The 26,449-nt window shown below is 65.3% G+C and carries 22 protein-coding genes; 15 read left to right on the forward strand and 7 right to left on the reverse strand.

What is annotated here, in order from left to right:
* Positions 1-22: 22 nt before the first annotated feature.
* The 3 genes from ACSVDM_RS04140 to ACSVDM_RS04150 all read left to right on the forward strand — a co-directional run bounded on the left by ACSVDM_RS04140 (position 23) and on the right by ACSVDM_RS04150 (position 3,229).
* Complete coding sequence (locus ACSVDM_RS04140; RefSeq protein ID WP_439262922.1) at positions 23-1,057, forward strand: hypothetical protein; 1,035 nt, start codon at positions 23-25, stop codon at positions 1,055-1,057.
* Positions 1,058-1,526: 469 nt separating this feature from the next.
* Entirely contained in the window at positions 1,527-1,655 is a 129-nt protein-coding gene (locus ACSVDM_RS04145; protein WP_255675418.1) for a hypothetical protein, read from the forward strand.
* A 1,064-nt stretch (positions 1,656-2,719) separates the two neighbouring features.
* Entirely contained in the window at positions 2,720-3,229 is a 510-nt protein-coding gene (locus ACSVDM_RS04150) for a hypothetical protein (RefSeq protein ID WP_439262923.1), read from the forward strand.
* A gap of 709 nt (positions 3,230-3,938) precedes the next feature.
* Here ACSVDM_RS04150 and ACSVDM_RS04155 read toward each other — a convergent pair.
* The 5 genes from ACSVDM_RS04155 to ACSVDM_RS04175 all read right to left on the reverse strand — a co-directional run bounded on the left by ACSVDM_RS04155 (position 3,939) and on the right by ACSVDM_RS04175 (position 8,424).
* Positions 3,939-4,649 (reverse strand): hypothetical protein, encoded by a 711-nt coding sequence (locus tag ACSVDM_RS04155; RefSeq protein WP_439262925.1) that lies wholly within the window; start codon positions 4,647-4,649, stop codon positions 3,939-3,941.
* A 168-nt stretch (positions 4,650-4,817) separates the two neighbouring features.
* Entirely contained in the window at positions 4,818-5,321 is a 504-nt protein-coding gene (locus ACSVDM_RS04160; RefSeq protein WP_439262927.1) for a YbaB/EbfC family nucleoid-associated protein, read from the reverse strand.
* A 7-nt stretch (positions 5,322-5,328) separates the two neighbouring features.
* Positions 5,329-5,646 (reverse strand): hypothetical protein, encoded by a 318-nt coding sequence (locus ACSVDM_RS04165; protein ID WP_439262929.1) that lies wholly within the window; start codon positions 5,644-5,646, stop codon positions 5,329-5,331.
* Between the two features lie 127 nt (positions 5,647-5,773).
* Positions 5,774-6,568 carry an ESX secretion-associated protein EspG gene (locus tag ACSVDM_RS04170; protein ID WP_439262931.1) on the reverse strand — a complete coding sequence of 265 codons (795 nt, stop codon included), beginning with the start codon at positions 6,566-6,568 and terminating at the stop codon, positions 5,774-5,776.
* Positions 6,565-8,424 (reverse strand): hypothetical protein, encoded by a 1,860-nt coding sequence (locus tag ACSVDM_RS04175; protein WP_439262933.1) that lies wholly within the window; start codon positions 8,422-8,424, stop codon positions 6,565-6,567. The genes ACSVDM_RS04170 and ACSVDM_RS04175 overlap by 4 nt, the downstream gene beginning before the upstream one ends.
* A gap of 634 nt (positions 8,425-9,058) precedes the next feature.
* Here ACSVDM_RS04175 and ACSVDM_RS04180 point away from each other — a divergent pair.
* The 9 genes from ACSVDM_RS04180 to eccB all read left to right on the forward strand — a co-directional run bounded on the left by ACSVDM_RS04180 (position 9,059) and on the right by eccB (position 15,478).
* Positions 9,059-9,991 carry a hypothetical protein gene (locus tag ACSVDM_RS04180; RefSeq protein WP_439262935.1) on the forward strand — a complete coding sequence of 311 codons (933 nt, stop codon included), beginning with the start codon at positions 9,059-9,061 and terminating at the stop codon, positions 9,989-9,991.
* 267 nt (positions 9,992-10,258) lie between these two features.
* A complete protein-coding gene (locus ACSVDM_RS04185) occupies positions 10,259-10,558 on the forward strand; it encodes a YbaB/EbfC family nucleoid-associated protein (protein WP_439262937.1) in 300 nt (99 codons plus the stop codon).
* 105 nt (positions 10,559-10,663) lie between these two features.
* The gene (locus ACSVDM_RS04190; RefSeq protein WP_439262939.1) at positions 10,664-10,981 is read left to right on the forward strand and encodes a hypothetical protein; all 318 of its coding nucleotides are present in this window, start codon (positions 10,664-10,666) and stop codon (positions 10,979-10,981) included.
* 74 nt (positions 10,982-11,055) lie between these two features.
* Entirely contained in the window at positions 11,056-11,400 is a 345-nt protein-coding gene (locus tag ACSVDM_RS04195; protein WP_439262941.1) for a PE family protein, read from the forward strand.
* A 12-nt stretch (positions 11,401-11,412) separates the two neighbouring features.
* On the forward strand, positions 11,413-12,363 hold the full coding sequence (locus ACSVDM_RS04200; RefSeq protein ID WP_439262943.1) for a PPE domain-containing protein: 951 nt from the start codon (positions 11,413-11,415) through the stop codon (positions 12,361-12,363).
* Complete coding sequence (locus tag ACSVDM_RS04205) at positions 12,360-13,151, forward strand: ESX secretion-associated protein EspG (RefSeq protein ID WP_439262945.1); 792 nt, start codon at positions 12,360-12,362, stop codon at positions 13,149-13,151. The genes ACSVDM_RS04200 and ACSVDM_RS04205 overlap by 4 nt, the downstream gene beginning before the upstream one ends.
* A gap of 93 nt (positions 13,152-13,244) precedes the next feature.
* Entirely contained in the window at positions 13,245-13,541 is a 297-nt protein-coding gene (locus ACSVDM_RS04210; RefSeq protein ID WP_181699421.1) for a WXG100 family type VII secretion target, read from the forward strand.
* 27 nt (positions 13,542-13,568) lie between these two features.
* Entirely contained in the window at positions 13,569-13,880 is a 312-nt protein-coding gene (locus tag ACSVDM_RS04215) for a WXG100 family type VII secretion target (RefSeq protein ID WP_181699419.1), read from the forward strand.
* A 98-nt stretch (positions 13,881-13,978) separates the two neighbouring features.
* Positions 13,979-15,478, forward strand: a complete 1,500-nt coding sequence (eccB, locus tag ACSVDM_RS04220) for a type VII secretion protein EccB (RefSeq protein ID WP_181699417.1) — start codon at positions 13,979-13,981, stop codon at positions 15,476-15,478.
* A gap of 69 nt (positions 15,479-15,547) precedes the next feature.
* On the opposite strand, the gene eccE is transcribed toward eccB, so the two are convergent.
* Both eccE and eccA read right to left on the reverse strand, forming a co-directional pair.
* Entirely contained in the window at positions 15,548-17,311 is a 1,764-nt protein-coding gene (gene eccE, locus ACSVDM_RS04225) for a type VII secretion protein EccE (protein ID WP_439262948.1), read from the reverse strand.
* A 105-nt stretch (positions 17,312-17,416) separates the two neighbouring features.
* On the reverse strand, positions 17,417-19,246 hold the full coding sequence (eccA, locus tag ACSVDM_RS04230) for a type VII secretion AAA-ATPase EccA (protein WP_439262950.1): 1,830 nt from the start codon (positions 19,244-19,246) through the stop codon (positions 17,417-17,419).
* A gap of 151 nt (positions 19,247-19,397) precedes the next feature.
* Between eccA and eccD the strand changes: the two genes are divergently transcribed.
* The 3 genes from eccD to eccCa are packed head-to-tail and all read left to right on the forward strand — an operon-like array spanning position 19,398 to position 26,386.
* The gene (gene eccD / locus ACSVDM_RS04235; protein WP_439262952.1) at positions 19,398-20,873 is read left to right on the forward strand and encodes a type VII secretion integral membrane protein EccD; all 1,476 of its coding nucleotides are present in this window, start codon (positions 19,398-19,400) and stop codon (positions 20,871-20,873) included.
* A complete protein-coding gene (gene mycP / locus ACSVDM_RS04240; protein WP_181699410.1) occupies positions 20,870-22,318 on the forward strand; it encodes a type VII secretion-associated serine protease mycosin in 1,449 nt (482 codons plus the stop codon). The genes eccD and mycP overlap by 4 nt, the downstream gene beginning before the upstream one ends.
* 15 nt (positions 22,319-22,333) lie before the next feature.
* Entirely contained in the window at positions 22,334-26,386 is a 4,053-nt protein-coding gene (gene eccCa / locus ACSVDM_RS04245; RefSeq protein WP_439262955.1) for a type VII secretion protein EccCa, read from the forward strand.
* Positions 26,387-26,449: the final 63 nt, after the last annotated feature.

The raw sequence follows: 26,449 nt of genomic DNA on the forward strand, positions 1-26,449 counted from the left end.
CGGGGCGGCCGATGTCGTTGCCGTGGACGACGACGTCGTGGGCGCCCTCGTTGCGGAGGTTCTCGCTGACACGACGCGCGGTGGGGTCGTCGCCGATGGTGGTGCTGTGGGGCCGGTGCTGGACGGGCAGACCGACATCCACGCGGTGCTCGGGAGTACGCGCGTCGTCATCGGCGAGTGGATCGGTAGCGGCCGAATGGTCGGCCACGGTGTGGCTGTGGGTGCGCGCAGCTTCGATACCCGCGTCGTAGTCGGTGACCGATCGTCCCGCGCCCGGATGGTATTCCGAGCCGACCGCCGCGGGGTCGTAGGCCATGAACACCACGTCGGGCCGACCACCGTTGTGCTTGCGGAAGGTCTCGTAATCCCAACCGGGCGGAGCATACTCGTCGTTCCAGGCGAGGCGGGCCACCGGCACGAAGCCCGCCTCGGCGTAGAGCCGAGGCAGAACTGTGTCGAAACAATCGAGCCTGCGGCCGCCCTGATCGATCGCGATGGTGAGCATCGCGATCGACGCGCCAGGATAGCGAGTATCGCGATGGGCGAAGACCGAAACGATCTCGTCGCCTTTCAAGGCGATGCCCGCTTTACCGTCGTCGGTGACGAACAACCGCATGGTGCGGTATTCCTCGGTGCTGTAGACGTGCACCGACGCCGCGAAACGATTGTTCTCGGTGAGCAGGACCATTTGCCGACGGAAGAAGTCGGCGTCGGCCGGTGCCAGCTCGAAGAGGTCCGGCGTGCTGTGTCCGAGAGCGGCGAGACGGTCCGCGTCGGCGGTCGTCAGCGAGCTGACCCCGACCGGGGTGATGTCGCCGAGATCGGTCAGAAGCCGTGGGCCTCCGCTTCCTCGATCATCTCGTCCGTCCAGTACTGCTCGATCGCTGTCCGTTTGTCCGTCGGAAGGTCCGGTGTCCACCCCCGCCGCCGCCAGAACGCTTGGCGTTGGGCCTCGGTCAGTGGTGGAACGCTGCTGTCGGTCATCGGAGATCTCCTGGGCGGGCTGGCTTGTCGGGCTGGTGGTTTCGTGCGCGTCGGCGGGTGGTACGTCGGCTGAGGGCGCCAGCCGTTCTTGCCGATTGTCGGGATCCCCGGACATCGCCCGGCCGGGGTTCGCCGTGGCCGGTGAAGTCGAACCTGCGACCGGGACAACGTATCCCCGGTCGTTGATCGGGCCGCCGCGTGGATACTCTCCCGGTGGTAAGTCGAATACACCTTCGTTGTCGAAGAAGCGAACCTGGCCGTCACGGCTGACGACGGCTTCGACATGCGGCGTCCTTTTGAACCGGAGATCCTGGTGCATGCTGTTGACGCAGTCGGGTCGGAGTCGACGCTCCTCCGGCGACGGCGGACCGGGTAGCCGATCCTCCGGATGCGTGTGCAGGATGAACTTATACGTGGATGCCAAGCCGGGTGGGATTATCGAACGGGTTCTCTCACCGCGGAAAAGTCGCAGGTCGCCGTCGGCGTTCTGAACGACGGCATGCTCGTTGTCCGCGAACTTCTGCAGTTCGGCGAGGTGGGTGATGTTCACCTCGCCCGGCCGGATCGGAATGCTCTCGTTCGTCGCCAAGGCGTTGACCAGTTGTTTGGCCTTGGGCGACAGTTCGCCGAACGTGATCTCACCGCCCGGCATCCGCGAGTTGGATTTGTAGTGCTTGGCCATCTCCCGGGTTCCGTCGGTCGACGTCTCCGGAGGCGGAGCGGTCTCCTGATGGTGGGAAGTCTCGGCCGTCGAATTCGACGAGGGCGGAACGACATTTGTGCTGGCGGCTTGGACGGGCGCGGTTGTCCCCGGCGTATGGGAGTCGATGGCGGCCCGAGGACCGGACGCTGGAGCGACCGGCGGACCGGGGTGACCGGGTCGCGATGTGGGCGCGCTGTTCTCGGCAGCAGGCGCGTGCCGTTCGGAATCGGTTCTATCCGAAGTCGCCTTCGGGGACGACGTGGGTGTGGTAGCCGGCGTCGATGGCATAGCCGATGGAGTGGCGCCCGCTGCGGCGACGGGCGCGGTGGGCGACGGCGCCGCAGGAGCACTGGCTACCGGCGATGTTGTTGTGGTTTCTGTTTCGGCAGCCGATGCTGCGAGATCGACCGTGGGCGCAGCGGTGTGCGTGGCCGGTGCGACAGTACCCGGGTCGCCGACCTGAGATTGTGGATCGCGAGTGGCATCTGTCTGCGGCACGGCATTGCCGGTGCTGGTTGTGGCGATGTCCGGTGCCGTCGGGTCGGCATGGCTCCCACCGAATTCGGTTGTGGATGAATGGGAGTTCTCGTCGACAACACTCGATGGGGCTTCCACTCCGGTCGACGCCGCATCGATAGCTGAATCCGTTGGAGTGTGAGCGGTATCAGCATTGGCGTTCGAGGGACTGACGTCGCTTGTGGACTGTGCAGCGGGGGCCCCGGCACCGACGCCGGGATCAGTCTGTCCGGGGGGTGAGGTTGTCTGTTGTGTGCTGGCCGAATTCTCCGAGGACGCTGGGTCAACGGTGTCGGCATTTCCAGAGCTTTGGTTGGTGCCTGTGTCGGCCGGGCCGGCCTCGGTGTCAGTTCCGTTGTTCGAGCTGCTGTTGTCGCCGTTGTTCCGGCTGTCGCCTGCTCCGTTGTTCGTTGCCGTATTCGATCCGGCGTGGTCCGTTTGGGAGGGACTGCCCGTGCGGGTGGTGTTGCCGGTGTAGTTCATGGGTCCGGCGTTGTCGGTGTGTCCGCGGTAGCCGTGGATGGCGGAGGGGCCGGCGCCGGAGGCGGCGCCGCCGGTGAAGGAGCGTGGGTCGAAGTCCCAGTTGCCGGTGAAGGCGCCGGTGGCGAGGTAGGCGGCGGTCGCGCCGGCGAGGCCTGCGCCTGCGCCGGTGGTGGCGCCGTTGCGGGCCCCTGTCCATTTGCCGTTGGTGGTGGGGAGTTTGCGGCCGAGGCCGAAGCCGGTGGCGCCGCCGACGCCGCCGGCGATGGCGGAGATGCCGGCGTTGAGTCCGACGGCTTGCCAGTCGTAGCCGTTGATGTGGCCGGTTGTGTTCTGGATGTGTTGGACGGTGAGTTCTTGGCTGGTGCCTTGTCCGAGTTCGACGAGGGATTCTTGGACGGTTTCGTAGACGAGTTTGACCGCTATGCGTTCGAGGACTTCTTCGGTGACGTTGGTGGTGATGGTGTGGGCGATGGCTCTGGCGAGGCGGTTGCCCATCCAGGTGAAGAGTTTTCGGGCTTGGGCGATGACGATGGCGTGGGCTAGTGGTGCGCCGGGTCCGGCGGCGGCGGCCCAGGCGAGTTCTGTGAGGAGCCAGGCGCCGGCGATGTAGAAGTTGAGTTTGGCGGCTTGGAGTTGGTCGCCGCCGGAGTCGGCGGCGGCAGCGAGTTTGGTCCAGTGGTCGGCGAGGTGAGCGAGGGATCCGTTTTTGTCGGGGCCTTGGCCGTCGATGAGGGGTTGGATCCATTCGAGGATGGATTCCCCGCCGCGGCCTTGGGGGTAGGCGGCGTTGACGGTGCCGACAACGGCTTCGAGTTCGGGAACGAGGGCCTTGGCGTCGTCGGCGGCGGCTTGGAGGTCTTTGCCCATTCGCCACATGAGGTCTTCGTTGCCGTGTGGCCAGTCGGCTCCGACGAGCCATTCCACGGGTTCGAGCCAGGACGGGAATCCGAGTGCCACAGCGGGTTACCGGTACTCGATGCGGAACACCCGCGCATCCACCGGCACAACCCACGGCAGATATGGGTAGGCGACAGCACTCGTCATCGAAGCCCCCCACGGCTGGTGCAACCAAACATTAGCCGACATCGCGGTGTCGACGAGTTCGACTGTGCCACAAGTGGATATAAACTACAACGCAGCAATTCGCTGTTGTTGCCGAGTGATTCGAGCTGCTTGCACCATCACGCATGATTCAGCGGAGGTGCGCACGGGCTACGGCCGGGTGCCAGGCCACGGCAGGTCTAGCGCGAGTTCAAGCGTCTTCTAGCCGTTTCGGCACATAGCCGGACAGGTATTCACCGAAGAAGCGGGCGAGGTCCGAGGGGTATGCCTGAATGCAGGACAGCGAATAATCGAGCACCAGGCCGAAGCGGTTTCGCCCGGAGTCCACGTAGCGGTACTTCGGCTCGAGCGTGTCCAGCATCTCCTGATAGAGGTCGCGCACATCGAGGAAGTCCAACAGTTCCACCAGGTCCCATGTCGATACATCGACCTGTGGGTCCTTGCTCAACAGTATCGATCGCCCGCCGGCGCTACCGCGCACACGTTCGCCTCGACCGAGAGCCTCTGCACGGTGCATGTCGATGAAATGAAAGGGGCCGGATTCCTCGACATACGCCCATTCGTTGAACCGAGGATTCTCGTAGAGCTCCCCACTGGGAAGGCGGGCCACCAGATCGGTAAAACCGAGTCCGCGGCGGGGCACTTCGTGTGTTTCGCCGTCACCGCCCCGGAGCAGCACCACATCCTCCACCGTCGAAACCCAGGTAGCAGCCTCCCGCCTGAACGTTTCCCGTTCCGGGAAGTTTCGGATGCACCCGAGGTGGAACGAGCCCCAGAAGAAGCTCGCGTTCTCATCCCACGAGGCACGCATTTGGTGGTAGGGCCGCATGGACTCCGCCCATCCGTCCACCTCGAGCACGAATCGGCCACAGAATCGGCACGCCTCGTCGTCGTCGATCACTATCTGTCCTCTCGGCGTCGACTCGGTGGGGATAGGGAAGCTGGTCCGGATGGGCGACTTATCAGTGAATATTCGTCCCCGGACCGAGCGGGTCGACTGTACGACATCGCACCGTCGAACCGGGCGCGGCAACTGGACTCGAGTCCACCGGCCCGGTAAACAATCCGGCTACCAGCCCGAATCTGTGACCCCGGTACGACGTTCGGCCGTCCACCTGGCGTGATCCTCGGCATTGTCGAAGGTCGGCGCCGCCTCCTCGGCTCTGACGCGTTCGGGAGAGTTGGGTGGTGCCATCGAGGCCGCCGGCAGCGTAGGCGCCTGACTATCGAGGTCGGGAAGGTTGTCGATGAGTTCGTGCAGCTTCGGCATCGCGGCCCGCTGATCCGCGATCGGTTGCATCAGCTCCTCGGTCTGACGCCCGACATCGGCAAGAGCGCGTTGCGCGGCAGTCGTGACAGCTTTGGCGATTTCGTCATAGGTGAGTTCGTCGATGTCGGAGGAGAACTTCGTCTCGATCACCGCACCATCGGCGTTCATCGTCACAGTGACACGTTTGTCGTTGGTGATCCCGGTCCCGGTCAGCAGAGCGCGTTTCTGCGCCGCTTCCGCGATCGCACTGATCTGCTGGCTGAAAGTGACCAGCAGAGAGGCGGTTTCGGCTTCATTGTTCATCGAAAGTCTACTTCCCGAAGCCGTCGACGTTTTCCTGCTCGCGTTCGTCGCTACGCTTGCTGCCCGACAAGATCCCGTTGGACAGGTTGCCCATCGAGGTCGACAGCGTGCTCGTGCTCTCCACGATGTTGGTAGCCCCGGCTTCGAATCCGTCTGCCCCGTCCGCGAACTTGCTGCCGAACCGGTCATCACCCCAAGCGGCCGCTCCCGGCGCGACAGCTGTCTTACCGGCGGCGGCGATCGTATCCAACTGGTCCGCGATCGCGGCGATGTCGTGGATGACTTGTGCCAGCTTGGCGGTGTTCACTTCGATCGGCTCTGTCATCGGTTCCCCCGGTCTGTTCCATAGTGACCGTACCTTTGGCCACCTATTCGACTGTGCCACAACGAGTATGAAGGCACAATGGTCTTGGTTGCGGCCCGTGACTGCACACCCGCGCTTGCGCCAAGAGTCAACTGTAGGACTTGCGTTCATCCCTGATCGCACGAATGACCGCGGCGATCCGAGCATTGACCATCGAGATCAACTGAGCTGAATCCGCAGGGATCGCTGTGGAACTCGGTCCCGGAGTCACCGCGTATCGACCGTCGTCTTCTAGATCCCGCCACTGGAGCCAGCGCTCGGTGATGCCGCGTGGTCCGAATTCCGAGTGGCCTTGCACCACACCTATCGATCCGACGGATGCTGTCGGCATCGCGAGAAACTTGCTGGAACGGACCTTCGTCCGCTCATCGAAATCGTCCTCCACGAACGAGCGGCCGTAGTCGTATTCGACATCGGTCACGGCAGTCTCGATCAACGGAATCTCCGGCATCTTTCCGGCCTCGGCCGGGGGCAACGCGCTGACAATGATGTCCGCCAGCTTCAGCGGATCACATTCGGTCACCGTGAACCCGCCGCTGTGCATATACGTCTCGCCGGGCAATTGGGTGATCAGATAGCCGCGATTCGCGCGGCGCAACGCCAACATCCTGACCCGGCCGTCGGCGCGATGGGGGTCGCGCGAATCCAGACCGTTGACCACGATCCGGATATCTGGCTGGGTCAGTGCTTCGAGGACGTTCTTGAACGAGTTGTCCAGCTTGGTGCTCAAACCCTCACCAACTTCCCGTTTCTCACGCAAGTAGTCGTAATACATGGGGGTCCTACTGATGAATACGAGTGGATGGGGGAGCGTGCCGGCTTCACCGAGCGACTCCCAGATCACCACGAGCTCCAGATCGGTGAGCTGCCACGTCCGGCTCATCGTTCCACCACCGGCCGAACCACGACCGGTGCGTCGCCAAGTGCTTCATCGAGATTCTCAGTCGAATTCAGATACTGCGGGCGCTTGTGCTCTTTGCCCTGGCCTTGTCCTTGCCCGGCGGCGGCGGGGCTCATGCCCGGTGCGCCGGCCGCACCGGTGGCCCCAGCCGTGATCCCGGCACGACTCACCATGGCGTCGGCCGTCGTGATCGCCGCTGCGCGAGGGAACAATCGGGACTGGGTCGCATCTCGAGTCAGTGGAGCCGCCGCGGCCGCTCCGCCCCCAAGACCGGCTCGGGAGCCACCGCCACCACCGCCACCGCCGGCCGACGTGGGAAGTCCCGCAAGTCCGGTGGGTGCCACACCGTTCAGCGCACTGTTCTCCTGAGCCGTTTCGACACCCTCCTGAGCGGCCTGCAAGCTCTCTTCGGCCGCCTGCTGCGCAGCCTCCAGTCCTTGCTCGAGAGCGCTCGAGGCATCCTCGGTCGCATCCTGCGCGGCTTCCTGCGCGCTGTTCGCTGCGTCTCCGAGGGATGAGGTGTCCGCAGAATCCGTGGCGGATGACAGGAGATTCTGGGCGGCCTCCGACGCGCTTTCGAGAGCGGAAGTCAGGTCACCGGTATCGGGCGTTGTCGGCGTCGTCGGTGTTTCCGGTGTCGTTGGAGTAGTGGGGGTTTCAGGCGTGGTGAGTTGAGGAGTGCCGCCGCCTCCTCCATTTGCGCCCGCGCCACCTCCGGTATTCACGCCGGGTACAGCGGCAGGTGCCGGTACCTCCGGTGCGGCCTCCTGCGGTGGGAGAGCAAGACCTGCTCTGCTCTTCGGCGACTTCAAAGTCAAGAGTTCCGAATTGTACCGAATGATGCCGGCGATGTAGTAGGCATCGCAGTCCTCTTGTATGTACTTCAGTCTGCTTTCAGTTTTTCCACTCTTGTCTTGTTCAGCTGGATCCTGCGGCGTAGTCGGCATGCGCACTCGTGTCTCTCTGAGAGACGATGCCAAGTCGTAAAGTCGGCTGCTGACGTACTTCATATTGAGCGTCAGACCTTCGGTATCGGCGGTGTAGTCTTCGATGGCTTTCAACGCCGCATCTGCCCCGGCACCGGTCCAGCCCGACCGCATTTTCGGGCCATCGGAGCGGAACAGGGCGAAGCCGTTGGCCAGTTGGTTTGCCATCCACTCCCAATTCTCCGCCGCGAATGCGATCGTCCCCGCATTTATGCTTTCGCCGAGCTGGTAGAAGGAAACCCAGGGTTTGGAGAAGGCGTTCTCGGGTGGCACCGCGCGGGTGTCCGACGGAGGTTTGTGGTCACTACCGAGATTGCGTCTCTTCCTGTCCAACAGTGGCCCATACGTCTGAACCTCGGGCTTCACCGTCTTGGCTGGATAACCGAGCTCGGGTGTCTTGCGTGGTGCTCCTGGAACAGGCACGTCGTAGGACGGCCGGTACGAGTCCGGAAGGAAAGGTTTCGGTGTGGTCGGTCGGCCTGCGGTGGTGGTGTTCAAGATGTCCTTGAACGCGTCAGTCGACTGGTTTTCGGCCTTTGCGTAAGCGATACCGGCAGCCTTGAATGTATCGGCCATCGCATTGACGATATCGACGTGCGACTGCACTATTCGATCGAGATTGTCGGCCTGGGTGGAGAATTCCATCGCCAGCTTGGTTCCTGACCAAAAGATAGAGCTCGGGCCCGCGAACGGCTTGAGATTGTTCACATTCGGAATGTGCTGCTTGACGAGCAGTAGATATCCGAGGAGTTGGTTGCAAGAGTTCAACGCAGTGGCTGTCACCGATGAGTTGAACATCAGCGCATCGCTCGGTAATTGCGCTTTGGCTTGTAGCTCTCGCCAGTCGGTCACGCCAGCTCCCCTCGAGTGCTTCTTTTGGCTTCGGAGTTGGTCGTGCGACGGTAGCGATCATGTCTCCCCCGCCTGTCCTGTCCCCCCGGTAGCCCGTCTTGCGTCGGCGAGCTACCTCTGGGGATTATGCCGCTCTGGCGGGGTGAGTGCCACAGGGCAGATGGTTTCGGCATCGGCGCCGTGCGCTGGCGTCCGTAGGGGACACGGGGCAGGATCGGGTAGCTACATCTGGATGCCGAGTGGAGTGGGGAGGGTAACCGAGGTGAGCGAACGGGGAGGCCGTGCAGCGTCGGACGCTGAGGGTACTGGGGGCAGGCTGCTCGGTTCCACCGACATCGGATTCCAGCTCGGGGCAACGCCTGCGGACGACGGGAAGGCGGTGAACCGCCCAACCGCAAACGGCGTCGACTCGGTGCTCGGTTCACAGGGGGCGTCGATTTCGGACGAGCTCGGTTCGGATACTGCGGGAGTCGGTCGTCCGGTGTTGTCGGCTCAGGAGCCACTGGCGGACACATTGATTCGTCGGCTCGGCGAGGTCGGTCCAGCGGGGTGGAGGAGGCTCGAGGCATCTGTCGCATTGGCTGGTGGCACGGGTGTGGCGAGAGTCGACTGGTTCGACCGGGAAGGTCGGGCGGTGCGTTCCGAGGTGCCGGAGGATGTGCTCGATCTGATTCGCGAGCAACGCGTGCGCGAAATCGGTTCGCTCCGTGGGCCGTGGTGGCGGATGGTCGTGCGGGCGTCGGCGGACGGGCGTTCCGAGGTCGAGTACGACTACGGCGACGAACCGTTTCCGGGTGATCAGTTGCTGACTCCCGATGCGTATCTTGCGGATCTGCAGGCGTTTCCGCGCCCCCGAGTCCCGGTGTGGTTGGCGGCCTATGTGCGGCAGGAGGATTCGCAGCGACGCTCGGCGCGGCAGGCGGCTGCGCGGGCGCGTTCGGTAGGGGTGGCTTCGGCGCGAGAGGTGGAGGGGCTGCCTGGGTTGGCGGCGGTGTGGGGACGGTGGGCAGTGCTCTCGGCCGCGTTTGTCGCGGGTGAGCTGGAGCGGGGGCCTCGGGTGTTCCCGTCGATGGGGATCTTCGAGGGGGATGGGCGTAGCGGGTCGACGTTGTATCTGCTGCCGGGGGACCGCGCCGTGTTGTCCGGCGGTGTCTGGGGGGCTCCGGATCTGGAGGTGGCGTACAACAGCACCGGAGTGCTTCCGGACTACTACGCGGGTGCGCCCGAGTGGGTGGCCAACCAGGTACTCAATCCCCGTGCGGCGAATGGGCTCTTGTCGTTCTGCTTCTGGTGGGATCGCGGGAAGTGGTATCGGGGCGAGTCGGCCGAGGTCGAGCAGTTGGCTGTCGCGATGCCGGGGATCCGGACTGCCGAGGAGGTCGTGGACGCCGTGTGTGCCGCTGGTTCCGCCGATGCGCCGCGGTCCGCTGCGGCGGTCTTGGTCGCGGCGGCGGAGGTGGGGGCGGTCACCCGCGATCTCCTGAAGGATGCTTTGGGTTCAGTCGGCGATGTCGACGGCGCGTGGTATCAGCTTTCGCTGGCGGGACTGGTCGACGCGCGCGGGTAGTCGCCGATGAACTCCCGAAGTGAATGACTCGCTGCGCGAGAATCGAAAATCCCGCCGACAAAATGTCGGACATGATCAGCGGTCATCATTTCGGCGCTTGTCGAATGCCATGAACACTTTTCAGGTATTGCGACCCGTCGGCTCGACCGTTTTGCCGCCGATAGTGACAGAAAGACGATGATCTATGGTGTTTTCGGTGCCGAGATGGTAGTTGTAACAACAGGTTTGGAGTCTCGTCGGTAGGTGACGAGATGGAAGGGGGGAATCGTGGTCGATTCCATGGACGAGTTGGTCGATCGGGTGCAGCGACAGGTCTATCGTATGCGCGATCTGCATGACCAACTCACGCGTATCAGGGCGCGAGAAGCGTCCGAGGACGATGCGATGACCGTCGAGGTCGACGGAAATGGTGCAATGACGGCGCTTGACTTCTCCGACGCGGTTACCCGCATGACGCCGGGCGGCTTCGAATCCACCCTCGTCGCTACCGCCGCAGCGGCCGCGGCCAGTGCTTTTGCGCGCCGCGCGCAGTTGATCGAGGAGTTCAACACCGAGGTCGCGCGGTAATGTCTCGTTAACTTTCGAGCGCCTTATGATTACCTTAAGCCTTGTAGCACAACGTTTTTCAGCGATGTATGCTGATGTCGACCATCAAATATTCTGGAGGGGACGATGGCCGTTCTGATTCGTACCGATACCGCGGCGATTTCTTCTTATGGTGCCGCCAATGCTGCTATGGCTACGCAGGTGGCGGCCGCTGGTGCTGCCGATGCCGGCGCATCGATGGCAGCCGCGGTGCCGATCTTCGGTTTGATCGGGCAGGATTTTCTTGCCGCGTTCGCTGTCGCACAGGGCAACAACCTGGCATCGGTGACCGAGATCGCGGCGGTACATGCGGGTACTGCCCTGGTATCGGCGCAGACTGTCGGCGCGGTTCAGCTCGACGAGCAGATCGGCGTCGCCGCAATGAATTCCGTCAGGTCGCGCTGACTTTTCGGTCGAATTCGTAACCGCTGCGAACTATTTCGGAGCGGGATTTTCGTTCGCAATTAGGAGCAGTGGCAATGGGGATTGATACAAACGCTTCTGTCGGGGGTGAGTCGAGCGAGATCCGGTTCGATTCGGTCGCGGCAACCAACGCGGCCGCGCAGCTGGATGCGCTGGCTCAGCGGCTCGAAAATGATCTGCGCCTCGAACAGCACGCACTTTCTCCCGCGCCGGCGGGCAGTGACGCGGTGTCTGTGCGGGCCGCACAGACGCTCACCACCGTCGGTGAATCGTTTCAGCGCAACCTGATCGAAGGGGTGCTCGAGCTACGCAAGATCGCCGCGAACCTGCGCGCCCAGTCCGATCGGGTTGTGCAGAACGAGGAAATCAGTGCCGACGAGTTCCGTTCGCGGAACGTCTGACGGGACTCGCTGATGCTCGAACCGGCACCCCCGGGATTCACCGGCCAGGTCTGGGAGGCGAAGTTGCCTCAGGATCTTTCCCAGGACTTGTCCACCGGGGCAGGCGCGCGGACTCCGGCCGAGACAGGATTGGCGTGGGCGCGGCTCGGCGCCGGTCTCGGTCTCGCGGTGGTGGAATTCGAGAAGATTCTCGGCGGTATCGACGGTGCGTGGCAGTCCGATGGAGCCAGAGCAACGGTCGAGAAGATTTCCGCGCTGCGGCATTGGTTCCTGGACATGGCGACCGCCGCCGCGTCGAACGCCGCGCAAGCGGAAACACACGCCGCCGCCCACCAGGTGGCCAGGTTGGCGATGCCTGACGCAGGCGCGATCGCCGCGATCCAGTCCGCACAGCAGACCTTGGAAGCGGTGAGTGCCACTCTCGGCGCGCCGATGCTGGCGAAGGCTGCGCAGATCGACGGGGAAGCCGACCTCGCCAAGGCGACAGCCGCGCGGGTGATGCGGACCTACGAACTCGTCACCGAGCCGTTGGCAGCACCGTGGGAACAGCCGCAGCCGCCGGTCATTGCGACGGCCGACGCGTTGCAGGCCGAAACAACGACGGCGACAACAACACCCGCCTCGACCGGCAGCATCGCCATGCCGCTCGGCCTCGGCGCACTGTCGGTTCCGATGCGGCAGACGGCATATCGTGGCCGGATGGTGGCCGCCGGGGTGACCTCGGTCGCCGCACCGGTGACTAATGCTCAGCCCGTCACCGTGCCGCAGGGTTCGGTGCCGATGGCACCGGGCGCCGTAGCGGCGTCTAAGGCAGAAGAAGAGCACACGAGCCGGGCTGGTCTGATGTCGACGGGCGAGGGTGATTTCGTCGACGCCGGAGTGCAAGCCGCGCCCGCCGTGCTCGGTGGTTCCGCGGCCAACGTGCAGCAGGCAGCCGCACCGGCGCAGGAGGCGAGCGCGTGACGACTCTGACCACCGACGGGCTGCTGACGCTGACCGATCGGCTCGGCGTGCAGACATTGCCCACCGTGCTCGCGGTATGGCCGCAGTGGGAGACATACGACGAGCTGCTGAAAGCCCGCGAACATGCGCTTGCCGAGCTGAAAGCTGATGGTTCGGTCGATGCCTACGGCGAGGTCGCGCTCGAGCTGAGCGACGCGCTGACCACACTCGCCAATCCAGAGCGCGAGTTGGTCGTCCGTGTCTACGGCGAGGGCGAAACCGTGCGGATGTGTCTGGTCCGGCGTGGCGAGCACCATGCGTTCGCGATCCGGCGCGGTGACCACTTCGAGATCAGCTCGATCTGGAGCGACGGATCAGGGGCCGCGCTCGCGCGCCCGATCCTGGACGCTCTCGGCCGCTGTGACGCCGCCCAAGTGTCGAGTTTCAGCGCACCGGCGGCCGAGGTCGCCGAACGACTCGACGGTGCGACGGAGTCATCCGACTACGCCGACGCGGTATACGCCCTCGGAGTGCAGGGACGTGACGCCACGGCATACGGGTTGGCATTTGGTTCGTGCCGTTCATACGCCGAAATCGTTGCCTATGCGCACGAGGACGGCGCCACCACAAGTTCTCCGGGAGCCGTTGTCGTCTACGACACCGCGCAGGGCCGCATCGCGGCCGCTCCCGGTTCAGCCCCGGACCAGCAGGCGTGGTCGACCGTCACGCCTGGGACCGATCACCGGGTCGCGCAGGCGATTGCGGGGTTGGTCGAATCTCTGCCGGGGGGGAGGTGGATGCCCAGCTAGATCAGGGTTTCTCCACCAGAAGTAGAAGCCGGTGCTGCCGAATTCGGCGAATCGGTCCGGAAGGTCCGGAACACTTTCAGGAAGGTGCCTTTCATGGCTCAGTTTCAGGATGAAGTGAAGGCTGTCGCGGCAGCCAATGTAATGGAGACCTCTATCGCGTCCGTCCGTCGGACGTTGCAGGAGATCACGTCGTCTATCGAAGCGTCACGGCCCGGCTGGGTGGGTGACGCGCAGACTCAGTTCGACAAGGTGTCCACCCAGTGGAACCAGGAGTCCGCGGATCTGAACCAGAAGCTCGATGCGATCCACGAGGCAGTTCAGAGCGGCACCCAGGGCCTGTCGCAAATGAACCAGGCCAACGCCGCAGAGTTCACAGTTCTCAAAGTCTAATCGCAAACTTTATAAACGGAGGCAATCATGTCCGAACAGCTTTATAACCCGACTTACATCAACCCGCTGATCACTTCGCTTCGTGACGAGGTCACGAAGCTGAACACCGTCGCGGGCGAGATGGAGCACGGCTACACCGAGATGCAGAACGCCTGGATCGATCCGAATTCCGGCGAGACCAGTGAGTCCTTCACCGGTTTCAACACCGTGTACCAGGTCTGGAAGACCGACTTCAGCGACACCGCGGCTCAGCTGACCGACCTGGCGAACAAGGTGGAGACCGCGCTGCAGAACGCGACCACCACCGACCAGAAGGTCGGTGACTGGTTCATCCAGTAGCGGCCATCGGCTAGGCACCCCTTTCGAACAACCGAAAGGGGTGCCTAGCCATATCGGCGACTACTGTGCACCGGTTCGAATAGTTCATTGGAGGAACAGTGCCTGCCCAGCTGACCACCCGCGCGCAGGTCAACGGCTACCGCTTCTTATTGCGCAGGCTGGACCATGCCCTGATCCGGCGTGATGTGCGAATGCTGCACGACCCCATGCGTTCTCAGTTGCGCTCACTGGTGGCCGGTGCGATCCTCGCACTGCTGATCGTCGCCGGGGCGGCGATCATGGCGTTTCTGCGGCCGCAGGGCGCGATCGGCGATGCGAATATCGTCATGGGGAAGGACAGTGGTGCGCTCTATGTTGTTGTCCGGGACAACAACAAGAACATCACCGCGCTTCATCCGGTGCTGAATCTGGCGTCGGCCCGGTTGATCACCGGGAGTAGTGAAACGCCTACTTCGGTGAAGGATCGCAAGCTGGATTCGGCGCCACGCGGGCCTATTCTCGGCTTGCCGGGTGCGCCGGGGGCGCTGCCCGGTTCGAAGCAGAGCGAACGTTCGGATTGGACGCTGTGCGACACGGTGCAGCTGTCCAAGTCGGGTAGCGCGATTTCCTCGCCCGGTGTGGTGACCACGTTGGTTGCCGGTCGGCCGCACGTGAACGCGGTGATCCGCGAGGCGGATCCGGCGGCGACGCTGCTGGTGAGCCGGGGTGACAAGACCTACCTGATCTACGACGGCAAGCGCGCCGAGATCGACACGAAGAACACGGCGGTCGCACGGACGCTGCGGCTTTCGGAGTATCAGCCTCGGGCGGTGAGCACCGGGCTGCTCGATGCCGCGCGGGAGGTGCCCGTGTTGACCCCGCCGAATATCGCGCTGGCCGGTCAGCCGGGGCCGGGCAGGTTGAGCGACGTGCCGATCGGTGGCGTGATCAAGGTGTCCACCGCGGAGGGAGAAGCGCTGTATGTCGTGCAGGCCGGTGGCGTGCAGCGGATCTCGCCGTTCACCGCGCAGGTGATCAGGAACGCGAATTCCCAAGGGATGTCGGAAATCAAATCGATGCCGCCGGACATCCTCGATGGCATGGCGACGGTGTCGGGACTGCCGGTGAACGAGTTCCCCGACGAGATTCCGAAGATTCTCACGGCGGAGGACGCTCCGGTGGCCTGCCTGTCGTGGACGAAGGCGAAGGCGATCCCGACCAAAGCCCCGGATGCCACCGAGGCGCCCGCCGACCGGGCCGTTGTCACACTGCTGGCCGGTACCCGGTTGCCGCTCCCGGACTCGGCGAAGGCGGTGACCGTGGCCACCTCGGACGGCACCGGAGACCGGATCGACGGTGCGTACATCCCGCCGTCGTCCGGCGAGTTCCTCCAGATCACGGGAATCAGCTCGGGCAGCCCGCGACGTGGCAGTTTGTTCTACGTCGCCGACAACGGAATCCGGTACGGCATCCCCGATCTCGATACCGCCGAAGTCCTCGGCCTCGGACGTACCCCGAAGCTGGCTCCGTGGGAGATCGTCGGCCAGCTCGTGCCGGGAGCGACGCTGTCCAAGCAGTCGGCCCTCACGAAATACGACTCCCTGCCCACCGGCAGCTGAGCCCGTCGACACAACAGAGCCCGTCCAGCCGACCCGGCCGGACGGGCTCTGTTGTCTGTAGGGGACCGCTCAGGCCCCGAGGTAGTACTGCTCGGTGGGCGTGGTGACCAGGGTGGCGGTGGCCTTCGAGGCGGGGGTATGCACGGTGATCGTGGTGGCCGACCGAGGATCCTGGATGATGGTGACATCGACTTCCGGCCTCGGTACCGAGGTGAATTCGCGGGCGATATTCACCACGGTCGCCGATCCGGGAGGTGCGGAGGCCGGAACACCGTCGAACACGATGACGATCGCGGGCGCGTGTGGTCCGCCGCCGGCGGGCGTCACCCGGGCACCCGCATTGCGCGGTGCCAACGTAAGAGCGTTCGGCGCACCGACATTGGCGACCATCGTGTGCCACGAGGCCGGACGATCCGTGTGGACGATCGCACCGGCTCCGAGCGCGATCGCGCGCAGAATCACTTGCTGGGCCAGATAGAGGTTGCCGACGATCTCGATCCGGCGGCTGCCGACACCGACCAGCGGAATGGCGACGCCCCGGCCCGAGCTGTCGGCACCGATCAGCTGTCCGCATCCGGTGGTGGGGATACTGAGGTCGGCGAGCGCGTCGAGCCCACCCCGATAGCCCACCGCCCCGGTGTCGCGGCTGCCGATCGGCAGGCTGTCGGCCAAGGCCCAGAGCTGACGGCGGGGCAGCGGTCGCAGGCCCTCGAGTGGTACTTCCTCGAACTCGGTATAGGTGTCGTAGCGAACTCGCGCGTCCACTTCGATCATCCTGCGCCGCTGCCCGAGTCGGGCTCGGGTGTCGTCGCCGGACAGCAGCCGTACCATCACCGTTGTCGCCAGACTCGGCACCGCCCACACCCGCGCGAAGCCGTCGGCGGTGATGAGTTCGTCGCCGATCTGGTAGCTCGTCAGAAATACGTCGGCTTGCTCCAGGGTGTCGGGGCGTTCGTCGAACTGGTCGATCGCGATGCCGCGACTGAGTTCCCTGATCGCGACGCTCATGTCGGCCGAGGTCAGAATCGCGGCCTTGATGCCGTTGGTCGCGAGCCGGTTGGTCACCCGCAGGGTCGCGATGATGGCCGCGCGCAGCGTGCCTTCGTGTCCGCTGCCCCGGTTGGCGATGGCCTCGGCGTTGGCCAACGGATCGAGGCGGAGCACGATCCACATGGTGCGCTGGGCGATGGCGGGCAACGGGCCGAGGATCTGATCGTACATGCGGCCCAGCGGTGCCACCTGGGCGGCGTACCCGGTGAGCACGGCGTCGGTGCTCGTGGTCCGGGTCCCGGTGCTCACCACATCGATGGAGTCGAGCGCGATATCGAATTGCCGTAGGCAATGGGCGATTTCGGTGAGCGGCAGCACCTGATCGGTGCTGAGCGAACCACGGTCGAGCAGGGTCAGCGTGTCCGGCGGCGAGTCCACGCGCAGCATGGTGACCAGGCATCGGCCGTCCCAGCGCACACCGGCGCTGCCGCCGTCGGGTAGTGGGACGTCGAAGGTCGAATCCTGTTCGATGATGGTGCGGGTGCGCCGGCGCCACCGGTAGTGGACCCAGGCGCCGATCCGCAGACCGATCGGCACCCCGCGCACCGGAGCGAATCCGCAGGCGGCCACCACGAGGCAGACGATCATCGTCGCCCACCACTGCGCGTCGAGCGCGATCGAGATCAGCGACGCCGCGACCTCGATGAGGGCCATCGGGATGACCAAACCCAGTGGTAGGTGCCGAAACAACCAGAACTCCTGCGAGCTCAACCCGGCGGTGCCGGGCTCCTCGGGTTCCGGCTCCTGGGATGTCCGGTCTTCTGACAGCTGCTGAATACTCACCGATCTCCCCCGACCCGAGCGCATCACCGACAGCTGTGCGCTCGTCTGCCTATCTCAGTTGGTGTCCGCGCAGGTCGATCCCGAGCCACGCGGGTGCGCCGCGCGCTAGTTCGCCGAAAACCCCAGCGAGGCCAGCAGCCCGTCCAGAGCCACCGCCATGTCGGGTTCCTCGATGCGCATCAAAACCGAGTCGTCGACGTCGGCCAGGTCGAGGGAATCGTCGTTGGCGAGCCGGAACTCGCGTTCTTCCTCGGCCGCCTCGACGACATTGCGGATGAAACGACCGTTGCCCGCCAGGTCGACACCGCGGCGGGGCTGGCCGCTCTGATCGGTGCTGTGTGTTTCGTACAGATCCCGGCAGGCGAGGACCAGTCGGTTGAGCGCGCCTTCGGAGAGCGTGGAGTCACGTGACGCCGCGATCACCTCACCGATCTGACCGAGCTCTTCCGGTGTGTAGGACGGAAACTGCAACCGCTTCGAAAAGCGCGATGCCAGACCGTCGTTCGCGGCGAGGAAGCGGTCGATCTCGCCGTCGTAGCCGGCGATGATCACCACGAGCCGGTCGCGGTCGTTCTCCATGCGGGCCAGCAGGGTGTCCACGGCCTCACGTCCGAAGGCGTCACCGCCGGACAGGCCGGTCTGGATGAGCGTGTAGGCCTCATCGATGAACAGCACGCCGTCCATCGCGCTGTCGATCACCTTCTCGGTCTTGAGCGCGGTGCCGCCGAGATTCTGGCTGACGAAGTCGACGCGCTTGGCCTCGACGACCTTGTCGGTCTTGAGAATGCCTACGCCGCAATAGATCTTGGCGACGACCCGCGCGATGGTGGTCTTGCCGGTTCCCGGTGGACCGGTGAACGCGAGATGCTGTCCGCGAGGCGCACTCGACAGACCCTTCTCCGCGCGGATCCGGGCCAGCTGGGCGGTGGACTGCAGCTTGGCGACCTGCGTTTTGACCGAGGCCAGCCCGATCTGTTTGGTCAGTTCGGCGCGCGCCTCGGCGAGCACGGACTTGGCCCGATCCTGGATTTGCGCGTCCTCGAGATCGGACATCGATGGCGCCGAGGCCGGATCCCACTTGTCGGTCCTTGCTTCGAGGGCCTCGCGGGTGGTCACCGTGAGCCGGTAGGTCTTGTCCCGCATGGCAGCGGTGTTGGCCTCGAAGTCCGGTGCCTGCGAATAGACCTGCTCGAAAAGTTTCTGCGCTTCCTCGGCCTTGCCGGATTCCCGCAGGCACAGGCCGCGACAGAACATGGCGGTGGTGCGTGCTGCGGGAATGGGGCCCGCCTCGGCTTGCTCGAGCCGCCGGATGGCCTCACCGAACAAACCGAGTTGCGCACAGGCCGAACCGACCATGACGTGTGCGCCCGCGGCCAGATACGGGTCGTCCCATTCGGCGGATCCTGGCAGCACCGACATCACGTCGGACCAGCGTTGCGTCTGGTAGTGCAGGACGCCGCGGATGTAGGCGCAGATCCGGTCGTCGGCGAGTTTGTCGGGATCGGCCGGTTTCGCGGCCCGATGCGCGGCCAGTTCGTCGAGGACCCGCTCGGCGTCGCCGTACTGCTTGTCCGCGATCAGATGTGCCGCGTAGGCGAGCCAGATCTCGGTGAAGCTCGACAGCGGGTAGTCGATGTAGAGACCGGGTGTGAACCGGCCCGCGAGCTGACGCGGCGCCAAACCGACCCTGCGCTGCTCGCGATTGAGTGACATGGTGCTCGTCCGGTGCAGATTGACGAGTACTTCCTGGGTGAGTTCGCCTGCGGCGGCGCGGCCCAGCCAGGCGTCGCACATTCCGTCGTCCCATTCGGTGGCTCGCGTGAATGCCAATCTCGCGTACTCGAGGTCGCGGCTGGATTCCTGTCCGTCGATGCTCAGGCCGAGCGATAGGACCCCCGCGTCGAATGCCCGTTGTGCCTGGCGAATATCAGCCATCCGCGCTTCCCCCGAAATCTTTGTTCCCCGTGTAGCTTTCGCCACTGTAGCGTCCGAACGTCGTGGCCGTGCACCGACTCGAACGGTCGGATACATTATGAACGATTGCCCGATTCGGGCAAACCTGACATGCAGGGGGAGTAGTTAGCAAGTGTCAGCACAATCGAGCGGTGGCCTGGGAACCACCGAACCCGAATTGTGCCGTGTGTCCGTCATCGGGGGAAACACCCAGCTCGACGTCGGCCTACCGGCAAATGTTCCGATCATCGCATTCATCGACGACCTGGTGGCCCTGATCGAGTCCCGGGATCCGCAGCAGCCCGATCAGGAGGACGGCGCGGCGCCGTTGGAGGCGCGTCACCACACGCTCGCCCGGCTCGGCCGCGACGCGCTCGCGCCCAACCAGACACTGTCCGAGGCAGAGGTTTTCGACGGTGAGCTGCTGGTGTTGCGGTCGGTAGCCTCGACCGAATCGCCGGCGTTGTTCGACGATGTCATCGATGCCGTTTCCCGGCTGACCGCCGAGGTGTTCCATGGCTGGTCGGCCGACGCGGCGCGGATGGTCGGCTTGGTCCTCGCCGCGATCGCGATCGTCGCCGGTCTCGGGCTTTCCGCGCTGACCCGTGGCCAGGGGGCCGACCTGATCGCGCCGATCATGCTGGCCGGTGGGGCGATCGGCTCGCTGGTCGCCGCGGTGATCGCTGTGCGCAAGCTCGGCGCCGAGTTCGTCGGCGCCATGCTGGTGCTGTACACGCTGCTGCTGGTTTTCGGGACGGGCGCGCTGATCGTGCCGGGAGCCCTTGGCGCGCCGCACGTTCTGCTCGGCTGCACAGCCACTTTCGTCGCCGCGATCGGCTGCTATCGCCTCGCGCGGGTGGGGACGACGATGATCGCCGCGGCCGGGACCGTGAGTGCGCTCGGTGCCGTTGCGGCCGCGGTCCGGTTGTTCTGGGAGCCGAGTCTCGACTCGATCGCCGCCGGGCTCGTGGTCGGTGCGACTGTGCTCTTCTCCGCGGCGGCGAGGCTGGCGGCGGGCTTCGCCAAGCTGCCCATCCCACCAGTCCCCACGGCCGGCGCGGCGATCGACCCGGCCGACCATGAGCCGCGCCCGACGATCGAGGGCATCGGCGCGATCGGTGCGACCGTGCTGCCCTCGGCGACCGGCCTCGGCCTAAGAGCCCGATACGCCAACAACTTTCAGACCGGAATCGTCGCCGCCGCCGCGTTCGTCGCGGCAGCGGCCGCAGTCGTCGCGGCCGACCCGTTCGGTGACGCGGGGCGCCCCGGAATCGCCCTGGCGGTTGTCACCGCGACGATCCTCTGCCTGCGTGGCCGCTCGTTCGCGGACCTGGCCCAGGCATGCGTCATGATCACCGCCGGTTGCCTGAGCTTCATCGCGCTGATCGTCACGCTGGCGCTCGGCGACCCGGACATGCTGCTGACCTCGGTCGGGTTGCTGTTGTTGTTCGCGATCGGCTCGGTGGTGTTCGGTGTCCTCGGGCCGCACACCGAGGCGACCCCGCCGACGCAGCGCGCCATCGAGATCTTCGAATACATCCTGATCATCTCGATGGTGCCGCTGGTGGTGTGGATCATGGATGTGTATTCGATCGCTCGAAATCTATGACGCGCCGAGTACCCGCGCGCCGCACAAGAGCGCGAATGATTTGTGCGGCAGCACTTCTCGTGGCATCGACACCGATCGTGGCGCAGCTCGGCGGACAGCAGGCCGCCGCCGCACCGCTGTCGCCGACGATTCTGCCGCCCGGAATCGACTCCGCCGCGCTCGGTGTCGCCCAGGACATCAGCGGACGGGCCGCACCGCTCGAACCGACGGAGCAGCGAACGGTCTGCGCTCAGCCCCGCCTGATCGGCTCACCGCCGAAGGAAGCACCTGTCGCGCAACGTGTTCTCGACCTCGAGTCGGCCTGGCAGTTCAGTCGAGGTGCCGGTCAGAAGGTCGCTGTCATCGATACGGGAGTCAATCGGCATCCGCGTCTGCCAGCCCTGCAGAGCGGTGGGGACTATGTCGCCGATTCCGACGGAACAGTGGACTGCGACGGTCACGGCACCCTGGTCGCGGGCATCATCGCCGCGCGGCCGAGCCCGGACGACGCCTTCGTCGGGGTGGCGCCCGAGGCCGAGATCCTGACCATCAGGCAGCTCAGTCTCGCGTACCAGGCCAAGAACAAGCGGGGCGACCCGCCACCGGGCACCATCGACGACTCCGGCTACGGAAACGTGCTCACGCTGGCGGGGGCGGTCGTGCGCGCTGTCGATTTCGGTGCGACGGTCATCAATATCTCCGAGGTCGCCTGTGCGGCGGCCGGTAGCGACACCGCCGACGGCGCGCTCGGTGCCGCCGTTCGTTACGCCTACGAGCGCAATGTGGTGGTGGTCGCGGCCGCCGGAAATGTGCAGAGCGACGGCGGGTGTGCGGCGCAGAACGACGGCACCGGCTGGGGGAGCGTGAAGACGATCGCGAGCCCGGCCTGGTTCTCGCCGTATGTGCTCGCGGTCGCGTCGGTGGATCCGAGCGGGGCACCGTCGGAGCTGTCGCTCAACGGCCCGTGGATCGGTGTCGCCGCGATCGGCAGGCAGATCGTTTCCCTCGACAGCAAGCCGGGCGGTACCGGATTGGTCGATGCCGTTGAGACATCGGAGGGACCGGCCACGATCGAGGGGACCAGTTTCGCCGCACCTTATGTCGCCGGCCTGGCGGCGCTGGTGCGGGCGAGGTTTCCGCATCTGACTGCGCAGCAGGTCATCGACCGGATCGTCCGGACGGCGCACCAGCCGGGTGCGGGCCGCGACGACCGGATCGGTGCGGGCCTCATCGATCCGACCGCCGCACTGACCGACCAGTTGCCCGATCTGCCGATCAGCGCGAACGCGCAGAGCCCGCAGGCGTATGTGCCGCCGCCGCCACCCGCGGCCGAGAGCCCATGGCCGCGGCGCATCGCTGTCTTCGGGTCGTTGGCCTGCCTGAGCGGTCTGGTGATCGGCTTCGCGGCCGCGGCGCCGTACCGGCGTAGGCAGGCGAATGAGCAACTGCCCGAATTTGATTCGTAACCCGGAGGGGGAACCATGGTTACCGAAGGTTTTGTCAGACGCCCACGGATAGCACCACCGAGGGCACCGGGGGGCGAAGTGACGCTGAGCCCGCCGCCGGAGATCCAGCGACCGATTCCCACCCCGATGCTGCTGAAGCTGATGCCGGTGGTGATGGTCGTCGCGGTGGTCGGCATGCTCGCGATGTTCGTGATGATGGGCCGCAACCTGCTGGCCAATCCCATGATGATGATGTTTCCGATGATGATGCTGATGTCCATGGTCGGCATGTTCGCGGGCATGGGACGCGGGGGCGGCCCGAAGGCGGCCGGTGAGCTCAACGAGGAGCGTAAGGACTATTTCCGATACCTCGACCAGATCCGCAAGGACGTGCGCCGGACGGGCAACAAGCAGCTGGAAACCCTGATCTGGAGCCATCCGGCCCCCGCCGACCTGCGGTCGCTGCTCGGCACCCGGCGGATGTGGGAGCGCAGGCCCAACGATCCCGATTTCGGGCACGTTCGGGTCGGCCTGGGCAGTCATCGTCTCGCCACCAAGCTGGCCCGCCCGGAGACCGGTCCACTCGAGGATCTGGAGCCGGTATCGACCGTGGCGTTGCGACGCTTCGTGCGCACCCATTCGGTGGTGCATCTGCTGCCGACCGCGATATCGCTTCGCGCGTTTCCGGCGATCAATGTCGGCGGCTCGATCGAGGACGCCCGTGGGCTGATGCGGGTGGTGCTGATGGAGCTCACCGCTTTCCACGGGCCGGATCACCTGTCTGTCGCCATCGTGTGCGCCGAGGCCGACGGGCCCGCGTGGTCCTGGGCGAAGTGGTTGCCGCATCTGCAGCATCCCACCGTGAAGGACGGAATGGGATCGGCGCGGATGATGTACCAGTCCCTCGCCGAACTCGAGACCGCGATGGGCGACGAGCTCCTCGACCGTGGCCGGTTCATGCGCAACTCCCAGGTGCCCGACGGTCGTTCGCATCTCGTGGTCGTCATCGACGACGGGTATGTCAGCGGCTCCGAGCGTCTGATCAGCGAATCGGGCCTGGACGCGGTCACCGTCTTCGACCTGACCGCGCCAGAGAACGGTCTGGCCGCTCGACGTGGGTTGCAGCTGGTGGCCGTCGCGGATGAGCTCTTCGCGCGCAGCGCCGCCGGGACGGAGAAATTCGCCACCGCGGATCTGGTCACCGTGGAGGAGGCCGCGACGTTCGCCAGGCACCTGGCCCGGTATCGGCTGGCCACCGCGGCCCAGATCGTCAGCCTCGGCGACAACACGTCGGGGTCGACCGATCCCGGTCTGATGGCCTTGCTGCGGATCCCGGACGCGGCCCAGATCGACCCGGCCCAGGTGTGGCGGCCGCGCACCGGCCGTGAGCGGCTGCGGGTACCGATCGGCATCACACCCGACGGCAGCCCGGTCGAACTCGACATCAAGGAATCCGCCGAGAACGGTATGGGCCCGCACGGCTTGTGCATCGGTGCCACCGGCTCGGGCAAGTCGGAATTCCTTCGGACGCTGGTGCTTTCGATGGTCACGACACACTCGCCCGACCAGCTGAACCTCGTACTCGTCGACTTCAAGGGTGGCGCGACCTTCCTCGGCCTCGACCCGCTTCCACACGTCGCCGCGGTGATCACCAACCTCGAGGACGAACTCGAACTCGTCGACCGCATGAAGGACGCGCTCGCCGGTGAGATGAACCGTCGTCAGGAGCTGCTGCGTTCGGCGGGCAACTTCGCCAACGTGAACGATTACGAGAAGGCACGTGCGGCAGGACAGCCACTCGACCCACTGCCCGCGCTGTTCGTCGTGGTCGACGAGTTCTCCGAACTGCTCTCGCAGAAGCCGGATTTCGCGGACCTGTTCGTCATGATCGGTCGGCTCGGCCGGTCGCTGCACGTGCACCTACTGCTCGCCTCGCAGCGGTTGGAGGAGAACAAGCTGCGCGGCCTCGATTCACACCTGTCGTACCGGATCGGTCTGCGCACCTTCTCTGCCAACGAATCCCGCGCGGTACTCGGGATCACCGACGCCTATCACCTCCCCGGCGTCCCCGGTTCGGCCTATCTGAAGAGCGACTCGGCGGATCCGTTGCGATTCAACGCGACCTATGTGTCCGGCGCGTATATCGCGCCGCGAAACGTCACGCGTCGATCCAACGGTGAGGTCGTTCTCGACCTGCCCGCCCGCGTTTTCACCGGTGCGCCGGTCGAGTTGCCGGAACTTCCCGAACGGGCACCGGAGCCTGCGGACCTGGACGACCCACTCGGGCTGCCACCTTCACCGGACGAGGGCGTGCCGGACACGTTGCTCCAGGTCGTCGTGAAAAGGCTTGTCGGACACGGACGCCCCGCTCATGAGGTGTGGCTGCCGCCGCTGGAGGAATCACCGTCGGTCGACATGCTGCTGCCCGAACCCGATTGGCGTTCGCCGGTCAACCGCAACGGTCAGCTGGTGATGCCGATCGGCATCATCGACAAGCCCTACGAACAGCGCCGTGACGTTCTCACCCTCAATCTCGCAGGCGCCCAGGGCAATATCGCGGTGGTCGGTGGCCCGCAGTCGGGCAAGTCGACCACCCTGCGCACCATCATCATGGCCGCGGCCGCCACACATTCACCGGTACAGGTGCAGTTCTATTGCCTGGACTTCGGTGGCGGCAGCCTGGCCGGTCTGGTCGGACTTCCCCACGTCGGCTCGGTGGCAAGCAGGCAAGACGTCGACCTGGTCCGGCGCACCATCGCCGAACTGAGCACGCTGGCCCGCCAGCGCGAGGAACGGTTCAGCGCGCTGCGGATCGAATCGATGGCGGACTTCCGGCGGCGAAAGTTCTCCGCGCTCGCCGCGAACGGTGGGGTACTGCCCGCCGACCACCCGCTCGCCGACGACCTGTTCGGCGACGTGTTCCTCGTCATCGACGGCTGGAGCGTGATCCGCGAGGAGTTCGAGTCGCTGGAGACCCAGATCAACGGCCTCGCCGAGCGCGGGCTCTCCTACGGCATCCACGTGATCATCGCCGCTTCTCGCTGGGCGCAGATCCGCCCCGTTGTCAAAGACCAGATCGGCACCCGCATCGAGCTGCGGCTCGGCGACCCGTCCGATTCCGAAATGGGCCGCCGCGCAGCCGTTCTGGTTCCGGTCGGCCGTCCCGGTCGAGGACTCACCGCGGACCAACTGCACCTGCTGATCGCGCTGCCCCGGCTGGATTCGGACTCCGACCCGGAGACGGTGTCCGACGGCGCCGCCCGCGCGAAAGCGGATCTCGCCGCAATGTACGGCGAGATGCGCGCTCCGGCGGTGCGGATGCTGTCGCTACAGATCGATCGCACCGAACTGCTCGACCGTACCCGCGCCGCAGGTATCCAGCTCGGGCCGACCAAGGTAGTCGTTGGCGTCGGTGAATCCGAACTGCAGCCGCTGGTCCTAGATTTCGGGGCGGAACCGCATTTCATGGCCTTCGCCGATGTGGAATCGGGCAAGACGACACTGCTGCGCAACATCGTGATGGGAATCATCGAGAACGCCACGCCCGAGGCCGCCAAAGTTGTTCTCATCGACTACCGGCGAACGATGCTCGGCGTGGTCGACGAGGCACACCTGGCCGGATACTCGTCGACTTCGCAGACTGCGGTAACGCTGGTCAACGAGATCGCGCACTACATGAGCACCCGACTGCCTAGTGACGACATCACACCGCAGCAGCTGCGCGAACGCAATTGGTGGACCGGGCCCGAACTGTACGTCGTGGTTGACGATTACGACATGGTCGCCGGCGGTGGGCTGGGCGGCGATCCACTGACCCCGCTGCTCGAATACCTGCCACAGGCTCGTGACATCGGGCTGCACGTGATCATCGCGCGCCGCGCGGGCGGTGTCTCGCGCGCACTGTTCAACGGTGTGCTCGGCGCGATGAAGAACATGTCGGTGGACGCGTTGGTGATGAGCGGCCCACGCGACGAGGGACGGATCCTCGGCGATGTCCGCCCCACCAAGCTGCCGCCGGGTCGGGGCATTCTCGTCTCGCGCACGCGTGGGGAGGAAATGATGCAGGTCGCGTACTTGCCGCCGCTGTAGCAGAGTCGAGGGTGTCGGCGCCGCGAGGCGGATGATGGGGGACATACGCGCCGAGGAAGGCGA

Origin of the sequence: Nocardia sp. JW2 (assembly GCF_051843015.1) — a bacterium.
Taxonomy (GTDB): Bacteria; Actinomycetota; Actinomycetes; order Mycobacteriales; family Mycobacteriaceae; genus Nocardia; species Nocardia coubleae.

Coding starts and splice junctions, on each gene's coding strand:
- ACSVDM_RS04145 (WP_255675418.1), top strand. CDS start 1,527: ATGTTCACCTCGCCCGGCCGGATCGGAATGCTCTCGTTCGTCGCCAAG.
- ACSVDM_RS04160 (WP_439262927.1), bottom strand. CDS start 5,321: ATGAACAATGAAGCCGAAACCGCCTCTCTGCTGGTCACTTTCAGCCAG.
- ACSVDM_RS04165 (WP_439262929.1), bottom strand. CDS start 5,646: ATGACAGAGCCGATCGAAGTGAACACCGCCAAGCTGGCACAAGTCATC.
- ACSVDM_RS04170 (WP_439262931.1), bottom strand. CDS start 6,568: ATGAGCCGGACGTGGCAGCTCACCGATCTGGAGCTCGTGGTGATCTGG.
- ACSVDM_RS04190 (WP_439262939.1), top strand. CDS start 10,664: ATGGCCGTTCTGATTCGTACCGATACCGCGGCGATTTCTTCTTATGGT.
- ACSVDM_RS04195 (WP_439262941.1), top strand. CDS start 11,056: ATGGGGATTGATACAAACGCTTCTGTCGGGGGTGAGTCGAGCGAGATC.
- ACSVDM_RS04200 (WP_439262943.1), top strand. CDS start 11,413: ATGCTCGAACCGGCACCCCCGGGATTCACCGGCCAGGTCTGGGAGGCG.
- ACSVDM_RS04210 (WP_181699421.1), top strand. CDS start 13,245: ATGGCTCAGTTTCAGGATGAAGTGAAGGCTGTCGCGGCAGCCAATGTA.
- ACSVDM_RS04215 (WP_181699419.1), top strand. CDS start 13,569: ATGTCCGAACAGCTTTATAACCCGACTTACATCAACCCGCTGATCACT.
- eccA (WP_439262950.1), bottom strand. CDS start 19,246: ATGGCTGATATTCGCCAGGCACAACGGGCATTCGACGCGGGGGTCCTA.
- mycP (WP_181699410.1), top strand. CDS start 20,870: ATGACGCGCCGAGTACCCGCGCGCCGCACAAGAGCGCGAATGATTTGT.
- eccCa (WP_439262955.1), top strand. CDS start 22,334: ATGGTTACCGAAGGTTTTGTCAGACGCCCACGGATAGCACCACCGAGG.